The 24,970-nt window shown below is 54.2% G+C and carries 17 protein-coding genes and 1 pseudogene; 7 read left to right on the plus strand and 11 right to left on the minus strand.

The genetic code is table 11. From position 1 onward, the window contains the following. Positions 1 to 68: 68 nt before the first annotated feature. Positions 69 to 11,249 (minus strand): BapA/Bap/LapF family large adhesin, encoded by an 11,181-nt coding sequence (locus N037_RS11335; protein ID WP_032640930.1) that lies wholly within the window; start codon positions 11,247 to 11,249, stop codon positions 69 to 71. Positions 11,250 to 12,011: 762 nt separating this feature from the next. Here N037_RS11335 and N037_RS11340 point away from each other — a divergent pair. The 3 genes from N037_RS11340 to N037_RS11350 are packed head-to-tail and all read left to right on the plus strand — an operon-like array spanning position 12,012 to position 13,865. Continuing rightward, positions 12,012 to 12,539: a tetratricopeptide repeat protein gene (locus N037_RS11340; RefSeq protein WP_023294382.1), complete on the plus strand. Its 528-nt coding sequence runs from the start codon at positions 12,012 to 12,014 to the stop codon at positions 12,537 to 12,539. A gap of 7 nt (positions 12,540 to 12,546) precedes the next feature. Continuing rightward, on the plus strand, positions 12,547 to 13,077 hold the full coding sequence (locus N037_RS11345; RefSeq protein WP_050511240.1) for an RNA polymerase sigma factor: 531 nt from the start codon (positions 12,547 to 12,549) through the stop codon (positions 13,075 to 13,077). Further along, positions 13,074 to 13,865, plus strand: a complete 792-nt coding sequence (locus tag N037_RS11350) for an anti-sigma factor family protein (protein WP_032640932.1) — start codon at positions 13,074 to 13,076, stop codon at positions 13,863 to 13,865. The genes N037_RS11345 and N037_RS11350 overlap by 4 nt, the downstream gene beginning before the upstream one ends. Here N037_RS11350 and N037_RS11355 read toward each other — a convergent pair. The 4 genes from N037_RS11355 to N037_RS11370 all read right to left on the minus strand — a co-directional run bounded on the left by N037_RS11355 (position 13,857) and on the right by N037_RS11370 (position 16,717). Next, positions 13,857 to 14,414, minus strand: a complete 558-nt coding sequence (locus N037_RS11355) for a YceI family protein (RefSeq protein ID WP_032640934.1) — start codon at positions 14,412 to 14,414, stop codon at positions 13,857 to 13,859. The two genes, N037_RS11350 and N037_RS11355, sit on opposite strands and share 9 nt — an antisense overlap. A 174-nt stretch (positions 14,415 to 14,588) precedes the next feature. Next, on the minus strand, positions 14,589 to 14,945 hold the full coding sequence (locus N037_RS11360; RefSeq protein WP_023333137.1) for a hypothetical protein: 357 nt from the start codon (positions 14,943 to 14,945) through the stop codon (positions 14,589 to 14,591). Positions 14,946 to 15,399: 454 nt separating this feature from the next. Further along, positions 15,400 to 16,098: a 4'-phosphopantetheinyl transferase family protein gene (locus N037_RS11365; RefSeq protein ID WP_050511241.1), complete on the minus strand. Its 699-nt coding sequence runs from the start codon at positions 16,096 to 16,098 to the stop codon at positions 15,400 to 15,402. A gap of 22 nt (positions 16,099 to 16,120) precedes the next feature. Further along, entirely contained in the window at positions 16,121 to 16,717 is a 597-nt protein-coding gene (locus tag N037_RS11370) for a LysE family translocator (RefSeq protein WP_050511242.1), read from the minus strand. A gap of 138 nt (positions 16,718 to 16,855) precedes the next feature. On the opposite strand from N037_RS11370, the gene N037_RS11375 reads away from it, so the two are divergent. After that, the gene (locus tag N037_RS11375) at positions 16,856 to 17,428 is read left to right on the plus strand and encodes a helix-turn-helix domain-containing protein (protein ID WP_023333134.1); all 573 of its coding nucleotides are present in this window, start codon (positions 16,856 to 16,858) and stop codon (positions 17,426 to 17,428) included. 46 nt (positions 17,429 to 17,474) lie between these two features. Here N037_RS11375 and N037_RS11380 read toward each other — a convergent pair whose 3' ends face one another. Genes N037_RS11380 through N037_RS11405 form a run of 6 tightly spaced genes read right to left on the minus strand, consistent with a single transcriptional unit; the run spans position 17,475 to position 22,545 of the window. Next, positions 17,475 to 18,191, minus strand: coding sequence for a thioesterase II family protein (locus N037_RS11380; RefSeq protein WP_032640936.1), 717 nt, complete (start codon positions 18,189 to 18,191; stop codon positions 17,475 to 17,477). Next, positions 18,184 to 19,101: a DMT family transporter gene (locus tag N037_RS11385; RefSeq protein ID WP_023333132.1), complete on the minus strand. Its 918-nt coding sequence runs from the start codon at positions 19,099 to 19,101 to the stop codon at positions 18,184 to 18,186. Before N037_RS11385 ends, N037_RS11380 begins: the two co-directional genes overlap by 8 nt. After that, a complete protein-coding gene (locus tag N037_RS11390) occupies positions 19,094 to 19,774 on the minus strand; it encodes an alanyl-tRNA synthetase (protein ID WP_032640938.1) in 681 nt (226 codons plus the stop codon). Before N037_RS11390 ends, N037_RS11385 begins: the two co-directional genes overlap by 8 nt. A 16-nt stretch (positions 19,775 to 19,790) precedes the next feature. Then, positions 19,791 to 20,732 (minus strand): chlorinating enzyme, encoded by a 942-nt coding sequence (locus N037_RS11395; protein ID WP_023333130.1) that lies wholly within the window; start codon positions 20,730 to 20,732, stop codon positions 19,791 to 19,793. 25 nt (positions 20,733 to 20,757) lie between these two features. Then, entirely contained in the window at positions 20,758 to 21,009 is a 252-nt protein-coding gene (locus N037_RS11400) for a phosphopantetheine-binding protein (protein ID WP_032640941.1), read from the minus strand. Positions 21,010 to 21,012: 3 nt separating this feature from the next. After that, complete coding sequence (locus N037_RS11405; RefSeq protein WP_050511243.1) at positions 21,013 to 22,545, minus strand: amino acid adenylation domain-containing protein; 1,533 nt, start codon at positions 22,543 to 22,545, stop codon at positions 21,013 to 21,015. 274 nt (positions 22,546 to 22,819) lie between these two features. On the opposite strand from N037_RS11405, the pseudogene N037_RS24860 reads away from it, so the two are divergent. The 3 genes and pseudogenes from N037_RS24860 to N037_RS11415 form a co-directional block, all read left to right on the plus strand. Next, positions 22,820 to 22,906: pseudogene (locus tag N037_RS24860) on the plus strand (nucleotidyltransferase domain-containing protein); the annotation flags it as partial. A 129-nt stretch (positions 22,907 to 23,035) separates the two neighbouring features. Continuing rightward, entirely contained in the window at positions 23,036 to 23,812 is a 777-nt protein-coding gene (locus tag N037_RS11410; RefSeq protein ID WP_032641035.1) for an isocitrate lyase/PEP mutase family protein, read from the plus strand. Continuing rightward, a complete protein-coding gene (locus N037_RS11415) occupies positions 23,796 to 24,842 on the plus strand; it encodes a bifunctional transcriptional activator/DNA repair enzyme AdaA (protein WP_032640943.1) in 1,047 nt (348 codons plus the stop codon). Before N037_RS11410 ends, N037_RS11415 begins: the two co-directional genes overlap by 17 nt. The last annotated feature ends 128 nt before the right edge of the window (positions 24,843 to 24,970 follow it).

Raw genomic sequence — 24,970 nt, forward strand, 5'->3', positions numbered from 1 at the left:
ATAAAATAAGTAAAGCTTTATTGTTATGCCCGGGCGCTGTGCGCCCGGGTCATCTCTTGCAGGTGCTATCAGGTAATGATGTGCTGCTGGTTAACAAGCTCGTCGTAGGTGGTTTGAACGCCATCAAGCGTAACGAGCGTGGTATTAGTGTAGGTGCCACCCGCACCGTCACGGTCGATGGAGATCACGGTATTGCCATTACTATTAGTGACATGGAGATAATTCCCGAGCGTCGAGGCGCTTCCGTTCCAGCCCACCAGCAGATCGCCGATGTCGATCTTGTCTCCCTGCGCCAGCGAGAAGCCGGTCCAGTGATCCCCCGTCGCGCTGCTGACGTTCCCCCCCGTGGCGTTGCCTGCGGTACTGTTCAGCACCTGGTAAATCAGCGTATCGCCGTAGGCCGTACCGGTGATGGCGTCGTTATGTTCAGAGCTGATGAACTGCGGCGCCATATTGATGGTCAGCGTGGCGCTGTCCGTTTTCCCGGCTGAGTCGGTCAGGGTGTAGTTGAAGGTCTCCTTCGACGTGATGGTTGAGAGCGACACCCCGGTATTGAGGGTGTAGGTGTAGTGACCGTCCGCGCCGATCGCCAGCGTGCCGTAATGGCCGGTGATGTTCACCGTAGCGCTGCCGTTATACGGATCCAGCGTGGTGGTCACGCCGTTGTAGCCGGTAACGCTCAGGCGGGTGTCCACCGAGTGCAGCTGATCCATCGCCCCTGCGGAATCCGTGCCGTCGAAGATATTGCCGTTAACGAAGTGCCCGCTGGTGGTGTCGAACTGGCTGAGCGAGTAGGTGGTGCCGTTTACGCTTGGGGTAATGGTGATGTTACCTACGCTCAGCCCCGGTACGCTGCCGGTATAGCTCAGCGTATAGGTCCCGGCGTTCAGATCCAGCCCGGTCAGCGGAACGTCGATGCTGCCGCCGAGCAGCGAGCCGCCGCTGAAGGAGCCGGTGCGGATCGCGCCGTTGGCATCGCTAATCGTCCAGTTCACCGTCAGCCCGCCCAGCGCCAGCAACGAAGCAACGTTAAAGTGCAGCGACGCGTTATGCAGGGCGGTGTTTGGATCCACCACAAAGGTTCCGCTTCCGCTGCCCTGGGTTGATGAAAGCAGCGCGGTCGTCCAGCTGGCGCTGCCGACGGTGGTATCGGAGTAGGTCGACGTGTGGTGTACCGAGGTGACGTCCATTACGGCACTGACATCGTTAACCGCATCCATCGCCCGTGCAGTTGGGGTGATGTTGAGCGTCGCCGTGTCTTTCGACCCGTCTGGCGCGGTGATGGTATAGACAAACGTATCAGGGGTGCGGATATGGTCCGCGCCCACGCCGCTTTTCAGGGTATAGGTGTACTGGCCGGACGAATTAATGGTCAGCGTGCCATATTCCCCCTGAATGGTGGTTGTTCCACTGTTGTTGACCGTCACGCCGTTTACATCCGAGACTACCGTTCCCGCCGGAACAGGGTCATTTGTCAGCACGTCGCCGGTGGTTGTCTCGCTGATGCTCGCCACGCTGTAGACATGATCCTGCAGGACGCTCAGCGTGTAGGCCGTCAGGGCAGTGATCCCCGCCGCGGTGTTCAGCAGGAACAGGTACTCCCCGGCGGGCAGGTTCAGCGTCAGCTGAGGCGAGGTGCCTCCCAGCAGTGGGGCGCGTAGCCAGCCCGACTCGACGCGAACCTGCTCGAAGGTCTGGGTCGCGTTGTTGAACTTATAGACGTACAGATCGAACACCGACGCCAGCGCTACGCCGCCAACGGAGGCCTGGATGGTCATGGTGCGTGTGGTGCCTTCCTCCACGTTATAGATAATGGGGTTGGTCATGTCGTCCAGCAGGTTCAGCCCCAGCGTGTTGCCGAGATTGATGCCCACCAGGGTAAAGCCGCTCTGAGATGACGTACCGTTATTAACCTCGCTCACGGTGGTGTCGAAGGTCAGCGAGGCCGTGTCGTCAACGGCGACAATGCCGTTCGTTACGCTGCCCGCACCGAGCGACAGCACGAGGTTCGCCGACGCGCTCACGCCGTTATGGGTGATGGTGTAGGTGAAGCTCTCCGTGCGGCCAATCACCGCGGCGCTGGTGTCGGTGAGGTTGTAGGTGTAGCTGCCGTCGCGGTTAATGGTCAGCGTACCGTACTGCCCCTGGATCACCGTGCCGTCGGCGTTCACGCTGGTGGTTACCCCCAGCGCGTTGGTGACGGCGGAAACGGTGGTTCCTGCCGGTGCGTTGTCGCTGCCCGCGGTCGGGTCGGTATCGAGGATCACGTTGCCGTTAAGGCTGGTGTCGCCCGTTACGGTGCCCGCACTTGTCTCTTTCACCGCCACGTCGAGGCTGGTGTAGGAGCCGGTGGCCAGCAGGTTGGTGTTATAGCTGAGCACGCGATAATCGCCGTTCGCCAGCCCGGTCAGGTTGAGCGATACGCCGGTGGCCCCCAGCGTCAGCAGGTCGGCAAACTGCGGTTGTCCGGTATCGATAACCGTGGTCCAGGTGCCGTTGACGCTGTCGAAACGCTGCACCACCAGCTCAAGGGTGTTGAGCAGAGAAAGCACGGCGCCGGTGGCGTTGGCATTCACCACGATATCGGCACTGCCGCCGCTGCCTACGGTGAAGTCCACCTGCGCGGTGTCATTCCCCAGTAGCGTCAGAACATTTCCCACAGCCCCCACCAGCAGGAAGCCGTAATCGCTGTACTGGCTGTTGGTGACGGTGGCGGTGGTGCTGAGATCCAGCTCTTCGACGTTGTTGCTGGCGGAGAGCGGCACCACCGGTGCAAGGGCTGAACCCGGCAGCGAGGTATTGCCCGCGGCATCGGTGGCGGTGATCTGCAGCGTCTGACCTTCCGTCTGTTTGTTGAGGAAGGTGTAGCTGTAGGTCCCGTTGCTTCCTGCGGTGGTCGTCACCGTGGTGCCGTCGGCAAGACGGATGGAGACGGTGCTGCCGGCCTCTGCATTCCCGGTCAACACGCTGCCGTCGGCATTAATGGTGCCGGTCGGTGCCGTTGGCGCGGTGAGATCGACAATCACGGTGGTCGCACCGGAAACCGGGCTGGTACCCGAACTGTTGCTCGCGGTGGCGGTAAAGGCGTGAGCGCCTTCGCCTAACGCCGGAGTGGTGAAGCTCCAGTTGCCTGAACCGTCCGCAACCACGGTGCCCATCGACACGCCGTTGTTATACAGCGTGACGGTGGAACCCGCCAGGGCGGTCCCGCTCAGGGTTGGGGTGGTATCGTCGGTGGTTTTGCCGTTGGTCAGATTGCCGGTCACGGTGCCCACGTTATCGTTGATGGTGGCGATAACCGGCGCGTTCGGGATTGGCGTGACGGGCGCAATCACCGAGGCGCTGACGCCGGCGTTACCGGCCTTGTCGGTGGCGTAGACCAGCAGGGAACCTCCGTCTGTCTGCGCCGGGGTGATGGTCGCGTTAAAGTTCCCGCTACCGTCCGCCGTTGCGGTACCGAGAACCGTCCCGGTACTGGTGGTGATGGTGACGGTACTGCCCGCTTCGGCGGTACCGGTGACGTGCGTCCCGTTGGTGATTACCGCAAGGCTGCCCGGTGCGCCAGGTGCAGTCAGATCCACCGTTATGGTGGTTGGGGCCGATGCCACGCTGGTATTGCCCGCCGCATCCGTGGCGGTGGCGGTGAAGGTATGCGAGCCTTCCGTCAGCGTGGTGGTGGTTTGCGGCAGCGTCCAGTTGCCGCTGGCGTCGGCGGTGACCGTGCCAACCAGGGTGCCACCGTCGTAGATGCGCACGGTGGCGTTGGCTTCTGCGGTACCGTTCAGCGTTGGGCGCGCGTCGTTGGTCGGGTTGCCGCCGGTTATTGGTCCGGTGATGCTGCCCACATCATCCACCACCGAGCTGATGACCGGGGCAACCGGCGCGGTGGCATCCACGTTAATCACATACCCGGTAGTAGGCGCGCTGGCGTTGCCGGCCGCATCCGTCGCGGTGAAGGTAAGGCTGTGCTGCCCGTTAGCGAGCGGCGTGGTCGGCGTAAAGCTCCACGCCCCACCGGTGGCGGTCACGCTGCCAATCTGCACGCCGTTATCGAAAATTTTCACCGTCGCGCCCGCTTCCGCCGTACCGGTGAGGGTTGGCTGCGCGTCGTTGGTTAACCCGCCGTCGCCGATCGGCGTGGCGGCATTACCGACGTCATCCACAATGCTGCTCAGCACCGGCTGCGCAGGCGGCGTGGTGTCGATAGTCAGGCTGAAGGTTGTTGACGGATCGCTGGTGTTGCCAGCCGCATCCGTCGCGCGGGCCGTGAAGCTGTGCGTGCCCGTAGCCAGCGTGGTGTTAAGCAGAATACTCCAGCTTCCGCTGGCATCCGCGGTGCCGGTTCCCACAAGCGTTGCACCTTCATAGATGTTGACGGTGGCAAACGGCTCGCTGGTCCCGATGAGACGCGGAACGGTGTCGTCGGTGGTCTGCCCGGAACCGATCGCGCCGGTGACGGTACCCACATCGTCAATCGCCTGGCTGATAACCGGCGCGGTGGGAGCGGTCGTATCCACCACCAGCGTAAAGCCAGGCGATGCCGGGCTGACGTTGCCGGCCGCATCGGTGGCCGTGGCGGTCCAGGTATGGCTGCCGTTTGCCAGCGGCGTGGAAGGCGTAAAGCTCCATGCGCCGCTGCCGTTCGCCGTGGCGGTGCCGACCTGCTGACCATTCTCGTAAATCGTAATGGTGGCATTGGCCGCCGCCGTGCCCGTTAGCGTTGGCGTGGTGTCGTCGGTACTCTGTCCGGAGGTGAGCGGGGCCTGTACGCTGCCTGCATTGTCCGCCGCGGTTGAGATAACCGGCGCTGACGGCGCGATAGTGTCCACCGTCAGGTTAAACGGTGCCGTGGTGGCGCCCGTGTTGCCTGCCGCGTCGGTGGCGTTGAAGGTAATGGCGTGCGGCCCTTCGGCGAGCGCGGTGTCCGGGGTAAAGGTCCAGTTCCCCTGAGCGTTGACGACCGCAGTGCCAATCTCGCTGCCATCCACAATGATGTGCACCGTGGCACCGATTTCGCCCGTGCCGTTGAAGGTCGGACGTGCGTCATTGGTGCTGTTGCCCGTTGTGAGGGTACCGGTGACCGGGCCGACATCGTCAATCACGCTGACGATCGCTGGCGCAGCAGGGCCCGTGGTATCGACGGTGAAGACGAAGACAGGCGAGTTGGCGGAGACGTTACCGGCGGCATCGCTGGCGTTGATGCGTATGTTATAGCTGCCATCCCCCAGCGCGGTGCCAGGGGTAAAGCTCCAGTTGCCGTTAACGTCTACCGGGGCGGTGCCAATCTCCACGCCATTGTTCAGAATGTGGATTGTGCTGCCGGCGTCACCTCTCCCGGTGAGCGTTGGCGTAGCGTCATTGGTGACCTGGCCGGTCGTAAGATTACCGACGATCCCGCCCGCCACATTGTCGCTGACGGTATCAAGCGCAGGAACTGCGGGAGGCGTCAGGTCGACGACTACGCCCCAGGTATTGGAGATCTGGCTGACGTTCCCCTGCGGATCGGTGGCGATGACGGTAAAGCTATGCAGGCCTTCACCGAGGGCGGTGTCAGGGGTAAACGTCCATGCACCTGTGCTATCCGCTGTGACTACGGCAATCTGCGTCCCGTTGTCTGAGATCGTCACTACGCTGTTCGCATCTGCCGTACCGGTGAGGGTTGGCGTCGCGTCGTTAGTCGGATTGCCGCTGACGACCGTAGTGGCAGCGTTGCCGACATTGTCGGTGACGTTGGTAATCACCGGTGTGGTGGAGATCGTATCAACCACAACGGTAAAGCCCGCCGAAGGCCCGCTCTGGTTTCCGGCGGGATCGGTCTCGCGGATGGTCAGGACATTATTGCCGTCTGCCAGCACAGGCGTCGTATAACTCCAGGTGCCCGTGCTGCCGACCTGCGTGGTTCCCAGCAGCGTGCCGTTGTTGTAGACGGAGATGGTGTCGCCAACCGCGCCGGTACCGGTAAGGGTTGGTTGGTTGTCGTTAGTGGCCTGACCGTTGGTCAATGGGCCAGTGCCAGGACCGACGTCATCAATCACTGCGCCAATGGTTGGGGTACCGGGGGCGGTGAGATCGACAGTGACGGTAGCTGCCGGAGAGAGGCCGCTGGTAAAGAGGCCGACCGTGGTAGTCGCTTCAAAGAAGTGGTTTCCTGGGCTCAGCGGTACGAGCAGCTGATAGCTCCATGTGCCGTCTGTCCCTACCGGAATAATCGCCAGCGGGATCAGGCTGCCGTCCTGGTAGAGCGTGACGGTACTGCCAGCAGGAGCCGTTCCGCTGATCGCCGGCGCGGTATCGTCTGAGGTTTTACCCAGCACGTTACCCGTTACGGCCCCGACATCGTCAGTGATGGCGGTGATGATGGGAACCTCTGGCAGATTGGATACTGTACCGCTGACGGTAAAGTCAGCTTCCGGGCTTGTACGTCCTGAGGCATCGGTTGCAGTCACAGTCAGGACTGCGCCATCCTGCTGAGCCGGACTCAGCGCAATGGAGAAGTTGCCGCCAGTGGCCACCCCTGTGCCAAGAACGTTGCCATTGCTGTCGGTCACGGTGACGGTTGCTCCCGCTTCGGCAGTACCGGTCAACGGGGTACCTTCAATGGCTATACCGGTAACGACAGGCGCATCCGGATCGTTAGTATCCACCGTCACGCTGAGCGGGGCTGAACTGCCGGAAGTATTACCCGCCGGGTCAACCGCAGAGACGGTAAAGGTATGGGCGGTATCCGACAGCGTACTGCCCGCGGTCCAGGTCCATGTGCCGTTCGGCTGTACCGTCACCGGCACGCTTGATGGGACGCCGTCCACGGAAACGATCACCGTGCTGCCCGGTTCGCCTGTCCCCGTAAGGGTTGGCGTGCCGTCGCGGGTGTAAAGCGTATTGTTCGTCACCTGGCTGTCGGAGACCGCGTTAATCTGCGGTATTTCAGGTGCAACGCTATCGAGCGTGACGGTAAAGACCTGGCTGAGATCGCTGACGTTACCCGCCGCGTCCACCCCCGCAACGGTGATGTTCAGCGGACCGTCAGTCTGGGTCGGCAGTTCAAGAGACCACTCGCCATTCACCACGACGACGCGTCCAGCCTCGACGCCGTTGTTATAGACGATTACCGTCTCGCCGTTGACGCCGGTTCCACCGACGATCGGCGTGGTATCCGTGATAATACCGCCGCTCGGCTCGCCGCCGACGGCACTAATGACTGGCGTATCCGGTGCCACGGTATCAACGGTAATGGTAATTGCAGGTGACGGATCTGAAACGTTGCCCGCCTCATCTGTCGCAGTGGCAGTAAATTCGTGGTTTCCCTCATCAATATTGCTGCCAGGACGCCAGTTCCAGTTACCGTTGCTGTCTACGGTGACGCGGCCCACTTCGCTGGCTGGCTGATTATTCACGCTGTCATAAATAATAATCACGTCGTTCGCCGTACCGGTGCCGCTGAGTACCGGACGCGGATCGTTAGTGGTTCCGCCATCGGCAACCGGACCGGTTATCTGGCTCACGCTGTCGGTCACGGTAGGGGCCGCAGGCGTGGTCGGTGGATCGGTATCAATGGTGATGGTCACCGGCTGGGACGGTGCGCTTTCGTTGCCCGCGCCATCCTTGTTGGTGACGGTGAGGGTGATGTCATAGGTGCCATTGTTCAGCGGAGTCGTTGGCGTCCAGCTCCAGTTGCCGTCGCTGCCTACCGGGACCTCGTCAACTTTAACGCCGCCGATATAAATCGTGACGGTATCGCCCGCCTCCCCGGTGCCGCTCAGCGTTGGGGTGGTATCGCGGGTAACTTCTCCTGGCTTCAGCGCGACCTCGGTTGTGCCGCCATCCGGGTTGACGGTAACGGCCGGCGTGTCCGGTGTGGCAGGGGCGACGGTGTCCACCACCAGGTCGAACGGATCGGAGACGCTGGTGTTGCCGGCGACATCTGTGGCATGGACGGTGATCGAATGCGGGCCATCGGTGAGTGGGGTGGTTGGCGTAAAGCTCCAGCCGCCGTTGCCGTCGAGGGTGGCGGTGCCGAGCAGGGTATCGCCGTCATAGAGGGTGATAATGGTGTCCGCCGGCGCGCTGCCTTGCAGCAGGGGCTGGGTGTCGTCCGTGGTATCGCCGCTGCTGAGCGGGCCCTGCACGTCGCCAGCGTCATCGGTCACGCTGGCAATGGTCGCGGCAGGTGGCGGAGTGATATCGACCGTAAAGGTAAAGCCGCCTGAAGGTGAGCTACTGTTACCTGCCGCATCGGTTGCAACAACGGTCACGGTATGTTGTCCGTTGCCAATCGGCGTGGTGGGGGTGAAGGTCCACGCGCCGTTGCTGTCAGCGACGGCAGTGCCAATGCTGTTACCGTCCAGACGGATGGTAATCGTCGCGCCCGGTTCGGCGGTACCGTTAAGCGTCGGGGTCGGATCGTTGGTGATTTCGCCGGTATCGAGCGGACCGGTACGGCCTTCAACATTATCCACCACCTGCGTAATGACCGGCGTGCCGGGGGCGACGCTGTCGACCGTTATGCTCCAGGTGTTAGAGGTTGCGCTAGCGTTGCCTGCCGCGTCGATGGCTTTCGCGCTCAGTACATGTCCACCTTCTTGCAGAACTACGCTCGGGGTAAAGCTCCACTGTCCGGAGGGAGGGATAACCAGCGTGCCGATTTGAGCGCTGCCGCTGTAGATAAATAGCGTTGTGCCTGCTTCACCGGTACCGCTGATGGTCGGGGTTGCATCGTTGGTGAGCCCGCCCTGGGCGATGGGCCCCGTGGTGGGCGCGAAGTCATCGACCACCGAGACAATCACCGGGGTTTGTGCCGGGGTAATGTCCGGTGCAAGGGCCGGCGTTGTTGGACCTGTATTACCGGCTGGGTCGGTCGCATCAGCCGTCAGGGCTTCACCGTTGGCTTTTGGCGGATTCAGCGTCACGCTAAAGTTGCCCTGGTCATCGGCGACTGCCTGACCTACGGTGACGCCGCCTTCGCGGATGGTCACGGTGCTGCCCGCCTCTGCGGTACCGGTGACGGTGGTGCCATCTCCGGAAACGACCACATTGTCCGGCGCAAGCGGCGCAGTGCTGTCCGGTGCCGTGGCCGTATTCGGCAGGCTAATATTGCCGGAGCCATCGGTCGCGACGACGGTCAGCACTTCACCGTTGGTCTGGGCCGGGCTTAACGGCGCACTGAAGGTGCCGTCGCCGTTGGCTGTGGTTTCACCGATAACCGTGCCATCTGCCCCTTTAATAGTGACAGTGCTGCCCGGCTCCGCCGTGCCGCTGATGCTTTGTCCATCGTCAGTGACCTGAAGGTTGCCAGGGGCCTGAGGTGGCGTGGTGTCTGCGGCGTTGACGGTCGCCGCCGGGCTCTGGTTGCCCGCGGCGTCAGAGGCCACGACTGAAATGATCTGACCGTTGGTTTGTGCAGGCGAGAGAGTGGCAACAAAATTACCATTGCCGTCGGTTGTCGTACGGCCGACGATCTCCCCGTTATTGTTGGTAATCACGATGCTGCTGTTAGGTTCGGCGGTACCGGTAATCTGCGTGCCTGCCGGGTTTAGGGTAATAACCGGTTTGTCCGGCGGCGTGGTATCCACGATGAAGGTGATTGGCTGCGACATGGCGCTCTGGTTCCCGGCTCCATCGGTGCTCTGGACGGTAATGGAGTGAGATCCTTCCGCAATCGGGCTGGTTGGCGTAATGGTCCAGGTACCGTCTGGCTTAACGATCGCCTCCCCTACGAGCTTGCCATTATCATAAATGGAAATAGTGCTTCCGGGTTCTCCCCGGCCCGTCAGACGCGGCTGAGTGGTGTCGGTAGACTGTCCCGCGGTGAGAACGCCTTTCAGCGGGCCGAAATCATCGTTGATCACAATGGCGCTGGGGGTGACCGGAGCGGTCAGATCCACGTTAATGGTGAACGCGGGCGATGGGGGGCTGGTATTACCTGCCACATCCGTGGCCGTGACGGTGAGAGAGTGGCTGCCTTCACTGAGATTCACCGACGGGGTGAAGGTCCATGTGCCGTTGCTGCCGGCGACTGCAGTGCCAATAGCGATAGAGCCGTCAAAAATAGTAATGGTGGAGCCCGCTTCTGCAGTGCCGCTGATTTGTGGACGCCGATCGTTGGTGCTGCCACCGTTACTGATTGTTCCTGTCACCGGATCGACATCGTCGGTTGCGCTGGTGATAACCGGAGCGGCTGGTGCGAGCGTATCAACGATAAAGTTCACGGCGCCCGATGCCGGGCTGGTGTTGCCTGCTGCATCGGTAGCCGTCGTGGTAATGGTGTGGCTGCCGTTGGCGAGATCGGTTTTGGGGGTAAAGCTCCAGCTACCTTTAGCATCTACCTGCGTGGTACCTATCTTCTGGCCGTTATCGTAAACCGTAATGGTGCTGCCGGGCTCGCCGATACCGCTTAAGGTCGGACGGGCATCATCAGTACGCTGGCCGTTTTCCAGCGGGCCAGCCTTGTCGCCCGCATCATCATTCACTAACAGGATATCCGGGGCATCCGGCGCGGTGGTGTCCGGTGCAGTCACAGTCGCGCCCGGGCTGGTATTCCCCGATGGATCCGTGGCGGTGGCGGTAAGCTGTTCGCCGTTGGTCAGCGGCGTCCCCAGATCGATGGTGAATTTACCGTCGCTGCCGGTTTTACCCGTGCCAACCACATTGCCATCGGCATCTTTCAGCGTAATGGTGCTGCCGGGTTCGGCGGTACCGGAGACGGTTTTACCATCCGCCGAGAACTGAAGGCCGGTTGGGGCATTCGGCGGGGTCCTGTCCGGATCGGAAGGGTTTGTCGGCGTGCCTGGGTTAGTGGTGTTGCCGTTATCGCCACCGCCACCGCCTCCGCCGCCACTACCACTTGCTGCCGCCGCGATGCCGCCCGCGGCGACAATGCCGCCCAGCGCCCACGGCCAGATGGCGGCCCCACCGGTATCGCTTCCTGACGAGGCAAGCAGCACATCCGTCGAGGCGATAGATTCATAGGTGGCGGCCCCGGTAGGATCTTCAATCCACCATAATGCGCCTTCGCTGTCCTGCAGAACCAGCTGGCTTACGCCCTGCGCATCAGTGACGTAGAAATTTTTAAGGGTAATCACCTCGCCGGAGTGGAGTGTGATAACCAGATCGTTACCGCTTCGCGCGAAGTGGGAGACATCGGCTCGCTCGACATGAAGCTCAACGATAGAGGAATGGCTCAGGGTAACCTGGGTGCCTTCCGTGGTTGTTTCCACGCCAGTAAGTTTCGATATAACAGAGATTTGGCTCATTTAAATATTACTCCAGCAGATGTGTCATGAACGGCGAGCAAGACGAGCCATCTCTGCAGAAGGTAAAGGGCGCCCCCGGCGCAGTCGCTGTTATAACGCAGCACTGACCGTTGTTTTTAGCGCGCACGATGCCCGCCAGGATTCAGAGTGGCAACATCAGAGCGAATCTAATTACTTATGAAAGACAACCGTTTTTATTGGTACTTTGCGTCTTATAAAACCCTGTAATTAATAGAGGAATTATTTTTGAGGATATAAAAATGATATAGACAGAAAACACGGCTTGTGCAACTTAAGCTTTCGTAAATAAATGCGGAAACAGTGAGGGCGGCATTGATATATTGATATTGTTAATGGCCTTATTGGTACAACATTCTGTTTTATATGATTTTAATTTCACGTTGAAATGTTGTTTATTAATGTGGGCTACGCGGTGTGATAATTGGTAGGAGGTGTTTTTAATATAATATAAAACGTTATTGTTTAATTGCGCTTAATATCCATTTAAGTTAGGTTAACATTTTTGATATAAGATATATTATATCGCCTGCGCAATGAAATATATTCTTATGCCGGGTTAAAATTCTGCTATCACACGAAAATAATAACGTTAAGGCAAGGGTAAAATAACCTGATTCATTTTCATTGGGGCTACGACGTCAGCATGATTTTGCGACAGCAAAAAAAATCACGAGGAGAATGAATAAAAATCGCCAGACGCGCGTTTACTGACGTCACTTCCTTCTTACCCTGGAGCTTTATATGAACACGACCTCGTTTCGTTTGATCCCGGTGCTGATTTTTTCCCTGCTGTCCCCCCTGGCGCTGGCAATGGGCAATAATAGTACCGAGAGCAAAACGCCCGACTGTCCTTCCGGACAGGTGTATGACAGCGCCACTCAGAAATGCGTGCCGGACAAGAGCAGCAGCCTCAGCGACCAGGACAAAACCAACTATGCGTACCATCTCGCAAAGAAAGGGGAATACCAGGCGGCGCTGAATCTGCTTGATTCGCTCAAAAATGGCAATACGGCTGAAGCGTGGAACTATCGCGGGTTCGCCACGCGCAAGCTTGGCCGCACGGACGAAGGGATTGGTTACTACCAGCGCGCGCTGGCTATTGCACCGGATTATGCCAAAGCCCGGGAGTATCTCGGGGAAGCGTGGATGGTAAAAGGACGTCCCGACCTTGCGAAAGAACAGCTGAAGGTGATTGCCGGTATTTGTGGCCAGTCCTGCGAGGAGTATCGCGACCTGCAGGCCGCTATCAACGGACATCCGGAATCCTGATTTCCTGGTGGAGGGAAAACACATCGCTACCAGTGAGGTTCGTCAACAGTTAGCCGCACACCTGTCGCGTCTCTGGCGCTATGGGCTGGTGTTGTCGCGAAACAGGGATATCGCCGAAGAGCTGGTTCAGTCCACCTGCGTGCGTGCGCTTGAAAGGAGCAGCCAGTATACGCCAGGCACACGCATCGACAGGTGGCTGTTCGCGATCCTGCATTCCATCTGGATCTCAGAGCTTCGGGCAGGACACGTGCGTCAGGGGCAGGGATTTGTGGCCAGCGACGAGCTTCTGGCGCCGGACAGCCGTGAACAGGATGAGACGCGCCTGCATTACCTGAAGGTGATGCAGCGCGTTAACTCGCTGCCTGAAGCCCAGCGCAACGCGGTATTTTTGGTTTATGTCGAAGGCTTTACCTACCAGGAGGCGGCGGAGACTCTGGCAGTGCCCATTGGTACCGTGATGAGCAGGCTGGCGACGGCACGGGCTCGGCTTGCCAGGTCCGCTGACGCTCTGCCTCAGGTAAAGGAGAAACGCTCTTGAACTCGCACCGTTTTGCACCGCCCTATAACGACGACGCTATCGTGGCATGGATCGATGGCGAGATGTGCCGCGCCGACGCGCAGCAATTTGAAGAACAGATGAAAAGTGACGAACGCCTCTCCGGGCGAACCGCCGAACTGATGAAAAGCAGCCAGGATTTCGCCGGGGCGTTTGCCCCCCTGCTGGATGACGCGCCTCTGGAGACGATGCACGCGCGTCTGGCAGCGATTCCCGATCCAGAAGCCTCCACGCCGGTCGGCGTCAGCAGGCGGGCGTTGATTGCCGCGTCGGTCAGTTTTTTGATGGTCGGCTCCGGGCTGGGCTACCTGCTGCGGCCCGCTTCCGCGCCTGCTGATGAGAACGCCCATATTCGCGACCTCGAAGCGCAATATATGTCCCTGTACAGCGTCGAGACGCTGCTGGATATGGACAGCGCAGCGCCTGTCCTGCAGCGCGGGCTGGAACGGGCCGCGCAGGATATCGGCATGAAGCTGCACATGTCGCAGCTTGTCCTGCAGGGGGCAGAGCTGAAAATGGTGCGCATGCTGCGCTATGAAACCACCTCGATCGCGCAGATTGCCTGGATCAGCGCCGACTACGGCCCGATGGCGCTCTGTATCTCTCCCGTGGATGAGAAGACAACAGCCTCTCTGCGCCAGGAGCAGCGTCACAGCATGAACCTGGCGTGGTGGCAGGAGGCGGGCTACCAGTTTGTCCTGATTGGCCGCAACCCGCCGCCTCACCTGCGGAAAAACGCGGAGCAGCTACAGCAGCTCATCTCAGGATGACGGTATGTCGTTCGTCTTAATCGCAATGGCGATAGCAATCCGATCGTCCACGACCAGCGCAAACTTATCCATCCCGTAGGCCGAGCGCGAGATCGCCGTCGTGGCGTCCAGCGTGAGGGCCTGCGCGTGCGGGTCTTTTACGATGGCCTCCAGGATCACCGGGCGGGCAATGTTTCGCACGGTCAGCGTGCCGAACACCCTGAACCGCCCGTCACCCCGGGCGACCACGCGAGAGCTGATGAACTCGATCGTCGGGTAGCGCTCAGATTCAAAGAACATGTCGCTTTTCAGCTGCCAGGTGAGCAGCTTGTTTGACGCCACGAGAGTCGCGACGGGAATGGTGACGTGAATATGGTCGTCGACGTCGTTTTCCGGATTGAGCGTCACGGCACCCGTCACGCCGCTGAATGTTGCCCAGGAGAGGATGCCGCCAAAGGCATGCCACGATAGCCGAATGGCGGTGTTATCGGTGTCGATGATGTAGCTCTTCGGGGCAGCCATCGCCCACGGACAAACCAAAACAAGCACTATTACCAGGCGTCGCAGCATCTCAGGATCTCTTTTAGGGGGGCAGGGAGTAAACGCGTCACCTCCGGGATCTATTCGGCTTTGTTGACATTATTTCAACCGGAGCGCGATGACCGGACCTGGTGACAAGTGTAGCCTTGAGAGCGCGGAACAGGGGGGAATAAAAAAGGCCGCGTCTGCGGCCTTTCGAAGGGATTACTCAGTGACTTTCTTTTCCAGCTCGCTGGCACCTTCTTTGGTTTTGTTCCAGCCTTTCTCAGCGCCTTCTTTGGTGGCATCCCACCCTTTCTCGGTGCCTTCTTTGGTTTTATGCCATGCTTTCTGGGAATCTTCGCTGACCTTGCTGCCCAGGCTTTCGCTTTTGCCTTCCGCAGCATGCTTCTGTTTCAGCTTCAGCTCTTCACCTTTGTTCTGCTCTTCGTGCAGTTTTTGCTTCGCCTCGTTGGCGTTTGCGTTCGCCGCAGCGACGGTATCGTCAGTTGCATGTGTGGTCGCAGCAAATACTGGGGAAGCCAGCAGAACGGCAGATAATGCGATAATTGTTTTTTTCATAATATCCTCATTTAACGTTATCGGTTATGAGCGTGATTCAGCATGGCACAGGCGAAGCGGGATGGCTTTAGGAAAAAACTGTAATGAGATCAATGTGCCCTGATGAGGGATATTTCGCCTGAGGATTATCCAAAGGATAAAAAGCCTATTTCAGCCAGAGCGGCGAGGGTCAGGAGAATAAAGATAATGACGGTTATGGGTTTGTACATGTAGGGGTTCCTTCCGGGTTGGGGCGGCTAATCCGTAGCGCTGGGTGGTGTGGGTAATTTTGCACAGGAGTGGGGGAAGGGTGTTGATGTTTGTCAAAGGGATGGGCAGCGGTGGGAATGGATAGGGACAAAAAAGACCGCAAAGGGATGCGTCGTGTGTCAACGAAGTTAGCTGCGGTTTTTTAGGAAGATAAGAGCGGTTTCCTGAAACAGGCTACCCGATGGCCTGTTATCATCGATATCAATCAATGCAAATGGACCACGGTCAGAACCCGGTTTTCAAGAAATTCATACCAACCCTTAAAGCTAAATCCCGCCTCATATTCATGATTAAGCCTGTGCGTCAGGCTGAAAGTAAACCGCTGCAAATGGGGGTCAATATCACGCAGTTCAAAACTGTGAAAATCCAGATGTTGTTGGTGTTCACGCGGAAAAGCCTTATAGGCGCTTTCTTTAGCAGAAAAAAGTAGCAGCAGAATAGCGTCCAAAAGCAAATCGCTGGTGGTGACCAGTATGCCAATTTCCCTGGCAGAGGCTATGCGTTGGCTTATCGTATCGAGAGCTATCTTCGGCGCGAGCGATTCAATATCTATCCCGACCCGACCATGGTGAATTTTGATCACAGCGGCAGAGGCTAAATCGCGATCGTGAGAAATTGCCCCACAAAAGGAAGGGGGCCATGCGGGTGCACGATAATCCGTTATCAGCGGTGCACGTAGCGTGCTATCGAAATGCTGGAGTAGTTTTTGCGCGCCAATACGTCCAGCAAGATATTCAGCCCGGCGTTGTTCCGTCGCATTTGCCAGCCGGCCCGGGACCGGAATATCATAAATTCTGAAAGCATCATTCAACGCGGTATCCCAGGCAAAACGCAATAGGGTGAAATGGATGTAATCGGGTAAGACTTCCTTTATCCGTTTTGTTTGAATCCAGAAAATTTTCATAATTGCACCGCAGGCTTATGCATCAGATAGCGACGAAATGGTAAACCATAGAAGCAGCGAAGCTGGCCATTGCCAGCGACAGCCCGCGATAAAAAAAGACTGGCCATAATCGTGATTGCTGCAGACCTTTTCTGGCAATCCCTTTCCCGCAGGCGACCCATATAAAAGAGAGGGGCAACAAAGCGACAAAAACACTCAACATTGCGGCAGAGAAAGCCTGAGGTTCTTTGAAGGCGATTGAAGGAATGATATAAACCGCAAAGACGAATGATTTAGGATTAAACAAAGTGGTAATGAATATATTTTTCATTTCAATTTTTGCCGATTGAGTCTGTAATGAAAACCCCCAGACCTTAACGGCCAGCCAGGCAACATAGCCTGCTGATAATAATTTAATAATACCGATTAGAAACGTCCCTTGCTGAGCAAGAACACTCACAATAATGCCCCAAAAGCTGATTGCGAAAAAGTATCCACTCCATTCAGCAACGATCATTTTTAAACTTCTTCTGATACCGCTGGCGTACCCTGAGAAAAGGAGGAGAGTATTGGTTGGCCCGGGCATTGCAAGCAACAGCATCCCAGAAACCGTAATTTTAATGCAGTCATTCAGTACCATTTTAACCTCTGATACATTAACAAATGAGAAAAATCAGAAAGATAACAAACGTTTAAACTCATGTGTCACTTTTAAAGCTATTTTCTTCCTTAAATGTTAATATGCTACTAATTTTATCCCGACTGTGAAGATTAAAAGATGAGTAATGCACAACAGAGCGAACGCTTAAAAAAAACGTACACCAACATTGGTAATAACGTAAAAAAGTTACGAATAGCTCGAAATCTTTCGCTTAATGAGCTGGCAAAACTTTCAGGTGTCTCCAAAGCCACGCTGTCCACGTTAGAATCGGGTGGCTCTAATCCTCGCGTAGATACACTGGATGCCATTGCCAGTGCACTAAGACTTACATTAGGCGATCTGCTCGGTAATAATAACGAACGCTATCCCTACATTGAAAAAAATGCTGGCTACAAAGGTGATTATTCCCAGGTAATGAAATTTCGCATTGGCCAGGGGAATATCACTGAAATATGGCATTTACAAATGAAGCCCGGTGTGGTGATAAACAGCCCGGCTCATGTATCAGGAACTCATGAGCACATTATCGTCCACCTTGGTACATTGCTTCTGAAAATATCTGACAGTGAAAGCATAATTCTTCATCCTGGGGATTTCTACGCATTCTCAGGTGATGTTAAGCATGCCTATATTTGTGCAGATGATGCTGTAAGTGCAACGGTCATCATGTCTTACAGTACGCAAGGTTAATTCAGCAGGTAAGAGGTACCGCTGTGTTATCACTCTCCTGCTTTGTTTAAATATTAAATATTTTGTTCTCCTTTATAAAATGTTTTGTTAGCTCACTAATTTCATGAGCCTGATCTTCTGAGATGAAATGTCCACCAGGGACCTCCTCCAGCCTGAATGGCTGGAGGGTACATTCCTGCCATCTCTGCGGTGGAGAAAGAAATAAGGGGTCTTCTTTTCCGAAAAGTGCTAATACTGGAATATCATCAAGCGTACCGCTCTCTTCTTCACTGATAGAATTAGCAACCTGCAAATCAGCGGAAAGAACCCGCAAGAATTGCTCCAGCAAAACGGGCTCGCGCTGCAGCCAGTCTGGTAATTGTCCGAGATGGTTTGCGAACTTAATTAATGAATCTTTTGAACTTTCACTGGATTCGGTAAAGTCAAAAAACTGACGACAATGAATTGGCTCATTTCCTATCACCACGAGCAGGATTTTCTGTCGGGTATTATGGGAACGGTATTTTTTGGCCATCACATACGCGATATAGGCGCCGAGACTGTGACCCATAAAAATGATTGGGCAATGGCGCGGCAGTTGTGGAAAAAAATCCTTAGTCAGCTGATTGACGTTCGTTAGCAACGGAGCCTGGCGGCGGCGTCCGCGGCCAGGCATTTCAAATTTAATAACCTTGAAATTTGAAAATTTTTCTTCCAGCACATTCAAAGCCGCTGCATTTCCGCCAGCATGATGAAACATGGCGATATGTGGCCGTTCATTCATAACGCTTACCTTCAGCAATACGTCCCAGCAGGGCTGCACAGATAATGATCCCGCCCCCTAATGCTTGCAGGAAACCAAGGGTTTCTCCCATGATGGTGATAGCAAATAACGCTGCAAAGGCCGGTTCGAGAGATAAGATCAGCCCGACGCGGGTCGGACTGGTTATCTTGGCGGCATATAATTGCATCAGGAATGCAAATGCCGTCGCCAGCAGGCTCAGGAAGAGAATCAATCCCCATGTCGAAAAAGATATTTCAGGAATATATTGCAGCGCTGTCGGTTCGGTTAGCACAATGGTAACCAACCCGAGGGCCGCAACAACAAGCAGTTCAATTAAGGTAATATTAATTAGCGAGTAATCCTTACCCGCAGTCTGCCGACCAAACATAAATATCTGAAAACCGCGAATCAACGCAGCCGATAAGATAAGAATGTCGCCTTGATTGAACTCAATGCTACCATTGGCCGTAAAGCTCAACATACCACCACCTGCAAGGGACATAAAGCAGGTGAAATAGATGAATTTGCTTTGTTTTCTCTTACCGATAAAGCGTTCAAAAAAGGGAACTAACACTACGGATAATGCAATCAAGAATCCCGCATTAGCCGCTGATGTGTGTTTAACGCCAAACGTTTCAAATGTCAGGATAGCGTAAAGGAGCACACCAAATACGATCCCGTTGATCACTTCACCACGGCTGATGCTGCTTAATCTGACGCGAGTGCCAACAAACATAAAGGGAACGGCCAGCGCGAACCTCAGCATTAAAAACAAGGGTACGGTGACGCCTGCATGGATAATAAGCTGCATCAAGGAATAACTTGCCCCCCATGAGAGGGCAACAGCCAATAATCCCAGGTCAATTATCCAGAGTCGGCTACGCGGCGCCAGAATAGAATAATTAGACATGATTTTCCTTTAGCGGGACATGCCCGGCATCATAGCTTATCCGTAGTGTTCCCTTTTTAAACTTTATGGCTTTAATACTAAAGGCGTTGATTTTCGCCAAATCATCCGCGTGCGTTCCTGCACAAGGCATAGGTTCGGATTGGTTAATCTGGCACAGGCGGGTGGAACCCTCGAACCAACTTCGGACTGCCGCCCCCTTCTGGAGACGCTGGGAAATAATGCTCTCAATTTCAGCTGCATTCAGGCGATCGGCTGGAATAGCAGAAGCATCAATGGCGCTAAACTCAACCCGTGCCTCGCCTGGGAAATGGTGCCCCCGGACAGCCATCCATCCGAACTGACGCATTTCCCAATTCAGTAAATGCCCGGCGGTATGTAGCGCTGCATGGTAAGCGCGGGCCTCTGCCGATATAACGGAAGAGACTTTTGTTTCTACCGGAGGCGAAAAAGGAGACTGCGGATAAAGCACTACTAATCCTGACTCCTGTTTTTTTACCACCACAGGAATGTCGTTAACCCACCCAATATCTGCGGGCTGTCCGCCGCCCTGCGGATGAAAAATATTATCCTGCAGAGCAATCCATTGCCCTCCTTCATCAGCGCCGGTTGCAATGACATCGCTTAATATATTTAAGCGGTAAGTGTCATCCAGATAACACTGGTTTTGTTGCATAGCGATATTCCTTATTTTATACAGAAAGAGGAGTAAATGGGTTTCCGAGTAAGTTGTGGGTTGCTATACGGTTATTGTCATTACGGCTTTGACCTGCAACAATCACGCAGCCAAATTTATCCAGTGGAATATTACCGCCGTACTCATGCACATGATCGGTGTTGGGATAAATATCAACAAAGCTGGGTGCGTAACGGGTGGCAAAACCCATTCGATACATCTTGTCAGAGATATTTGGATAGGACGCATGCATTAGTGTTGACCAGAAAATAACGCATTGTCCGGCTTTCATCTCCAACGGAACGGCCTGTTTTTCATCCGGATGCCAGTCAGGATCGATTTGCAGATCGCGATAATCATAGCCAAAGAACCCGCGGCTCTTGCCTTCCTTTTCAATGTTATTAATAATATCACTCTGATACTCCATTGATTTTTTCTCATCATAATTCATTTTATGATGGGTGCCAGGCATAATTTCCAGACAACCATTCTCAATGGTTGAATCAGTAAAGGCAGTCCAGACTGTTAAGGTCCCTTTGCCAAACTGATCTTCAGTTTCTCCTGGCCAAAGAATTTGTGGTTTTCCACTGGCATTGGCAAATGTATCGGCCTGATGCCAGTCAGTACCTTCATCACCTGGGTATTTAGGGAAAAACTCCGTACGCCAGCATAAAACATCATCACCAAGAATATCAGACACCGGAGCCACAATTTTAGGATTAGTGATATGTTGGCTTAGTTTATTGATATCAAGATGACGATCGTAATTAGATATATTCGTCGCTGCACCGTAAGAATCTGAAGGATATGCAGCATTAGAACGATCTGGTAATTGACGACGTACAGCACCCCAAATTTCTGCCATTTCTTCTGGAGAATAAATGGTGATTGGGCCGATGTAACCGTTTTTATGGAAGCTAGCAATTTGCTCTTCAGATAAATGAATTTTGTTGGACATGATAAACTCCAGTAGCTGATTGATTTTATTTAATGCTGTAAAATGTTTCGCTAAGCGTGCTGTTATATAAACGTTCCATAGATAATGTTAGGTTGAACTCATTTCGTACGCGTTCATTCAGTGCAATAGCAATCATTGAATGCCCACCAATATCAAGGAAGTTATCTTCCTCACTGACCGGTCTTTCTAAAATCTCTTGTATCCATGCGATGTACTGCTGTAAAGCAAGTACTTTTATCTGTTCTTTATTCACATCATCTAAATCAACTGCGTTCATAATTTACTCCACAGAGAGTTTCAGGTGTTGTTTATCAATTTTACCGTTAATAGTTTTCGGGATGGCATCAAAACCGCGATAGCGAAGAGGTCGCATATAAAATGGCAATAACTCTTTCGCCAAAGTTTGTAGTTGCTCAATAACCTCCGGTTTATTGTCCGATGAAGCAAAGCAACAAACCAGATGATTGCCAAGGATTTCTGAATGAGACGTTATCACAGATATATCGATAATAGATTCATGTCTCGCAAGCACAGACTCTATCTCACCGATTTCAATGCGATATCCATTTATTTTAACCTGCTGGTCGCATCGCCCCATGTAAACTAACTTGCCGGTGGCGTTATATTGAACAAGATCCCCTGTGCAATAATACCGTTCGGTAATGTTATTTTTTTCAGCTAAAATAAATTTTCCATTGGTCTCATTATTCTGGTTCAGATAGCCAGGCGTGACTTGCGGACCACAAAGAAGTAATTCGCCATAGCCAAGTTGCTGATTACTCTCATCAACGGGCCGAATGATATAATCGAATCCCGGTAATAATTCACCAATAATCGACTCTGAGTGTTCCAGATCATCATCACTGATAATATGCCAACTTGAATGAACAGTCGTTTCGGTAATGCCGTACATATTGACCAGTAAAGGAGATGCTAACCCTATATGCTGCTGCCATTGTTTCAGCGTCTGAAAATTAAGCCTTTCGCCACCAAAAACTACAAAGCGTAAATTCAATGACCCCTTCGGGAATTGACAGAGCCAGGGGGCATTTACGGAAAAAGCACCTGGTGTCTGGTTTAGTAAGGTAATTTTTTGATCGAAAATGAGCTGAGCCAGTTTAGGCGGGGTCAAACGTGTTTCGTTATCTGGAATAACAAGTTTTCCGCCGTAAGCTAAAACTGACCAAATTTCCCAAACCGAAAAATCAAAAGCATAGGAATGAAAAAGTAGGGTAGAGTCATTTTCATTGAACTTAAACACAGGCTCCGTTGCACAAAAAAGGGCACGTAAATTCGCATGGGTGATTGGCACACCTTTCGGGCTACCCGTCGTGCCCGAAGTATAAATGATATATGCGAGTCCTTCCGGAACGGCGGCGTTCAGTAATGAATCCGAAATAACAGATACCGACAGCATCTGATATACGCTCTTAGCCTGAAAGCCAGCAAAGTTTGTCTGTCCGCTCTCATTGATAATCATGCGGGGCTGAGAATCATTGAGTATCAGACTGTTACGCGCTGCTGGCGCATTACGGTCTAGTGGTACATATGCAGCACCAATGAACTGAACTGCCAGAACAGAGGCGATTAACTCGGCGCCTGGCGGCAGCTCAATTGCAATGCGGTCACCAGCGTGAACACCTTCCTCTTTCAGAACCTGAACAATCCTTAACATCCAGTCTCTGAGCTCGCCATAAACGATCTCATGGTTGGGATCTTTAACCGCGACCCGCTGGGGAAATTTCCAGGATACTGCCCAAAAAAGCGCAATCTGAGTTAACGCATCATGTGCCTGTGAATCAATGGTTCTCATAAAAGATCCTCCTGTTCGGAATAAAAGTACAATAAGACACAAAAGCGAACAAATGTTTTTTTATTGTTAAATTGATTTTTTTAATTAACTTATTGTTAATAATGGATAAATAAATTAATTTCTTGTTCGTTTAGCTTAGTGACGTAAATGCTCTGTTCGTTTTAGCTTATCTTGTTAGAGCATTAGAAGAGCGTTCGGGTGAGGTATCCGTGGGTTTACCCAGCTCAGCGGAAAGCCTTTTCATTCGTTAAATAATGACTTCAGCTTACGCCTACCGACGCCGGGGTGGTTTGAGTCCCGAGCCTGGATCTGGCTTCATTGTGCGGTGGTGAAGCTGGGAAGGGGCGAGTTCTTTGAAGCCTGAAAGATTTCGGTCTGTTTCGTCCCCGATTTCAGACGACGTTTGGAAAAAAATGGTCGTCTGAATTTCGGTTGTGACGGTTTTACGGAATGCTTAGATTCATTTTCAATCTATCGAGAGGACATGGATATGAACTTTGCAGAACTCCACAACCAGCATGACCCCCTTCTTATCGCTAACGTCTGGGATGCCGCCAGTGCTGTCGCAGCGCAAGAAGCAGGTTATCAGGCACTGGGAACGTCCAGCGCAGCAATTGCGTCAACACTGGGATATGAAGACGGACAGGGAATGCCGTTTGATGAGCTATTTTATATGGTCACCCGTATCCGGGCTATCAGCAACCTGCCATTGAGCGTTGACATGGAAGCAGGGTATGGTGATTCAGCCGAAGAGATAACAGCCAATATCAGGCGCCTTGCTCAGACAGGCGTCGCAGGCGTTAACCTCGAAGACAGCAGAGTCATAAATGGGGAGCGCCAGCTTGACGATGCCTCTGATTATTCCTGTACCCTGAAAACAGTATGCGATGCGCTGAGAAGCGAAAATCGTAGCCTTTTTCTGAACATCCGGACTGATACTTACCTGCTCGGGCATGAAGACGCGTTGCAGGAGACAATATTACGGGGACAGCGCTATAAAGCTGCAGGTGCTGACGGCCTTTTTGTTCCCTGCCTGACGTCAGAGAAAGACATCAGCCTCATTGCAGAGGCAACGGGTTTGCCTCTGAATGTCATGTGTATGCCCGATCTTCCGTCGTTCGACAGGCTGAAACGGGCCGGGGTAAGCCGCATTTCAATGGGCAATTTTGTTCATTCAGCCATGCAGTCGACGCTGACTGATGTCATGCATGCGATCCGATCTCGTCAGACGTTTGAAGGACTTTTTGGTGATGAAAATAACCGATAAGAATTTGTGTGATATCTGGTATCAGGCATTACTTGAACGTGCTTCAGAATATACTGGCGTGTTTTTTGTTGGCGTCAAAACTACGGGCGTATTTTGTATTTCGGTATGCCGGGCACGAAAGCCTAAACGTGAAAATGTCGAATTTTACAAAGATGCCAAATCTGCCCTTGCGGCCGGCTTTCGTCCCTGTAAGGTCTGCAGGCCCGCTGAAAATGCGCACAGCGCGCCATTGTTTGTTGAACAGGCGCTTGCGCTTGTCAGGCGCGATATAAAATCCCGCGTAGCAGACGCGGAGCTTCGTCAGCATGGGATTAGTCCGGAGCGGGTAAGACGCTGGTTCCTGCAACATCATGGCATTACTTTTCAGGCTTTCCAGCGAATGCAGCGGGTCAACGTTGCCCTGCAGGAGCTTAAAAGCGGACGAGCGGCGACTGACGTGGCGCTGGACAATGGCTATGAATCCCTGAGCGGGTTTGGTTATACCTACAAGCGGCTTACTGGCGCAGCGCCGACTCAGACAACCCAGGTGATTGTCATTCACCGGTTTACTACCACGCTTGGGCCTATGTTTGTCTGCGCGACAGAACGGGGAGTCTGCCTGCTGGAGTTTACCGATCGCCGGATGTTAGAAACAGAATTTCGCGATATCCAGCGTTTATTTAACGCCAGAATTGTTACCGGAGAAAACAGCCATACCCGGCAGACAGTAAAAGAAATCAGCGAGTATTTTGCCGGAACCCGTCGACAGTTCGATCTCTCTGTAGATGCGCCAGGCAGTGATTTCCAACAATCCGTCTGGCACGAGCTGCGTGCAGTTCCCTATGGACAGACTTCACACTATCAGGTCATTTCGCTACGGATGAATAAGCCAAATGCTGTGCGCGCCGTCGCTGCTGCTAATGGGGCAAACCGAATTGCGATCGTGATCCCCTGCCACAGGATAATCGGAAAAGATGGCGCGATGACGGGCTACGGAGGGGGTATTTCACGCAAAGAATGGCTCATTGAGCATGAGAGGAAGAATGTTTAATGGCGTGATGCTCCAGTATGAGCGGGAAAATTTCTGGGCTTCTTGGGACAAAGTGAAGGCACAAAAAAGCCCGCAGGGCTTGCGCCGTGCGGGCTCTTAGGACTTCATCGGATGACTCTGGTAATCAC

The sequence above is a fragment of the Enterobacter sp. EGD-HP1 genome, assembly GCF_000733275.2.
Lineage (GTDB): Bacteria > Pseudomonadota > Gammaproteobacteria > Enterobacterales > Enterobacteriaceae > Enterobacter.

What these genes read in the sequence shown, in the direction of transcription:
- N037_RS11335 (WP_032640930.1), bottom strand. Translation starts at nt 11,249, where the DNA reads ATGAGCCAAATCTCTGTTATATCGAAACTTACTGGCGTGGAAACAACC.
- N037_RS11340 (WP_023294382.1), top strand. Translation starts at nt 12,012, where the DNA reads ATGAACACGACCTCGTTTCGTTTGATCCCGGTGCTGATTTTTTCCCTG.
- N037_RS11355 (WP_032640934.1), bottom strand. Translation starts at nt 14,414, where the DNA reads ATGCTGCGACGCCTGGTAATAGTGCTTGTTTTGGTTTGTCCGTGGGCG.
- N037_RS11360 (WP_023333137.1), bottom strand. Translation starts at nt 14,945, where the DNA reads ATGAAAAAAACAATTATCGCATTATCTGCCGTTCTGCTGGCTTCCCCA.
- N037_RS11365 (WP_050511241.1), bottom strand. Translation starts at nt 16,098, where the DNA reads ATGAAAATTTTCTGGATTCAAACAAAACGGATAAAGGAAGTCTTACCC.
- N037_RS11370 (WP_050511242.1), bottom strand. Translation starts at nt 16,717, where the DNA reads ATGGTACTGAATGACTGCATTAAAATTACGGTTTCTGGGATGCTGTTG.
- N037_RS11375 (WP_023333134.1), top strand. Translation starts at nt 16,856, where the DNA reads ATGAGTAATGCACAACAGAGCGAACGCTTAAAAAAAACGTACACCAAC.
- N037_RS11380 (WP_032640936.1), bottom strand. Translation starts at nt 18,191, where the DNA reads ATGAATGAACGGCCACATATCGCCATGTTTCATCATGCTGGCGGAAAT.
- N037_RS11385 (WP_023333132.1), bottom strand. Translation starts at nt 19,101, where the DNA reads ATGTCTAATTATTCTATTCTGGCGCCGCGTAGCCGACTCTGGATAATT.
- N037_RS11390 (WP_032640938.1), bottom strand. Translation starts at nt 19,774, where the DNA reads ATGCAACAAAACCAGTGTTATCTGGATGACACTTACCGCTTAAATATA.
- N037_RS11395 (WP_023333130.1), bottom strand. Translation starts at nt 20,732, where the DNA reads ATGTCCAACAAAATTCATTTATCTGAAGAGCAAATTGCTAGCTTCCAT.
- N037_RS11400 (WP_032640941.1), bottom strand. Translation starts at nt 21,009, where the DNA reads ATGAACGCAGTTGATTTAGATGATGTGAATAAAGAACAGATAAAAGTA.
- N037_RS11405 (WP_050511243.1), bottom strand. Translation starts at nt 22,545, where the DNA reads ATGAGAACCATTGATTCACAGGCACATGATGCGTTAACTCAGATTGCG.
- N037_RS11410 (WP_032641035.1), top strand. Translation starts at nt 23,036, where the DNA reads ATGAACTTTGCAGAACTCCACAACCAGCATGACCCCCTTCTTATCGCT.
- N037_RS11415 (WP_032640943.1), top strand. Translation starts at nt 23,796, where the DNA reads ATGAAAATAACCGATAAGAATTTGTGTGATATCTGGTATCAGGCATTA.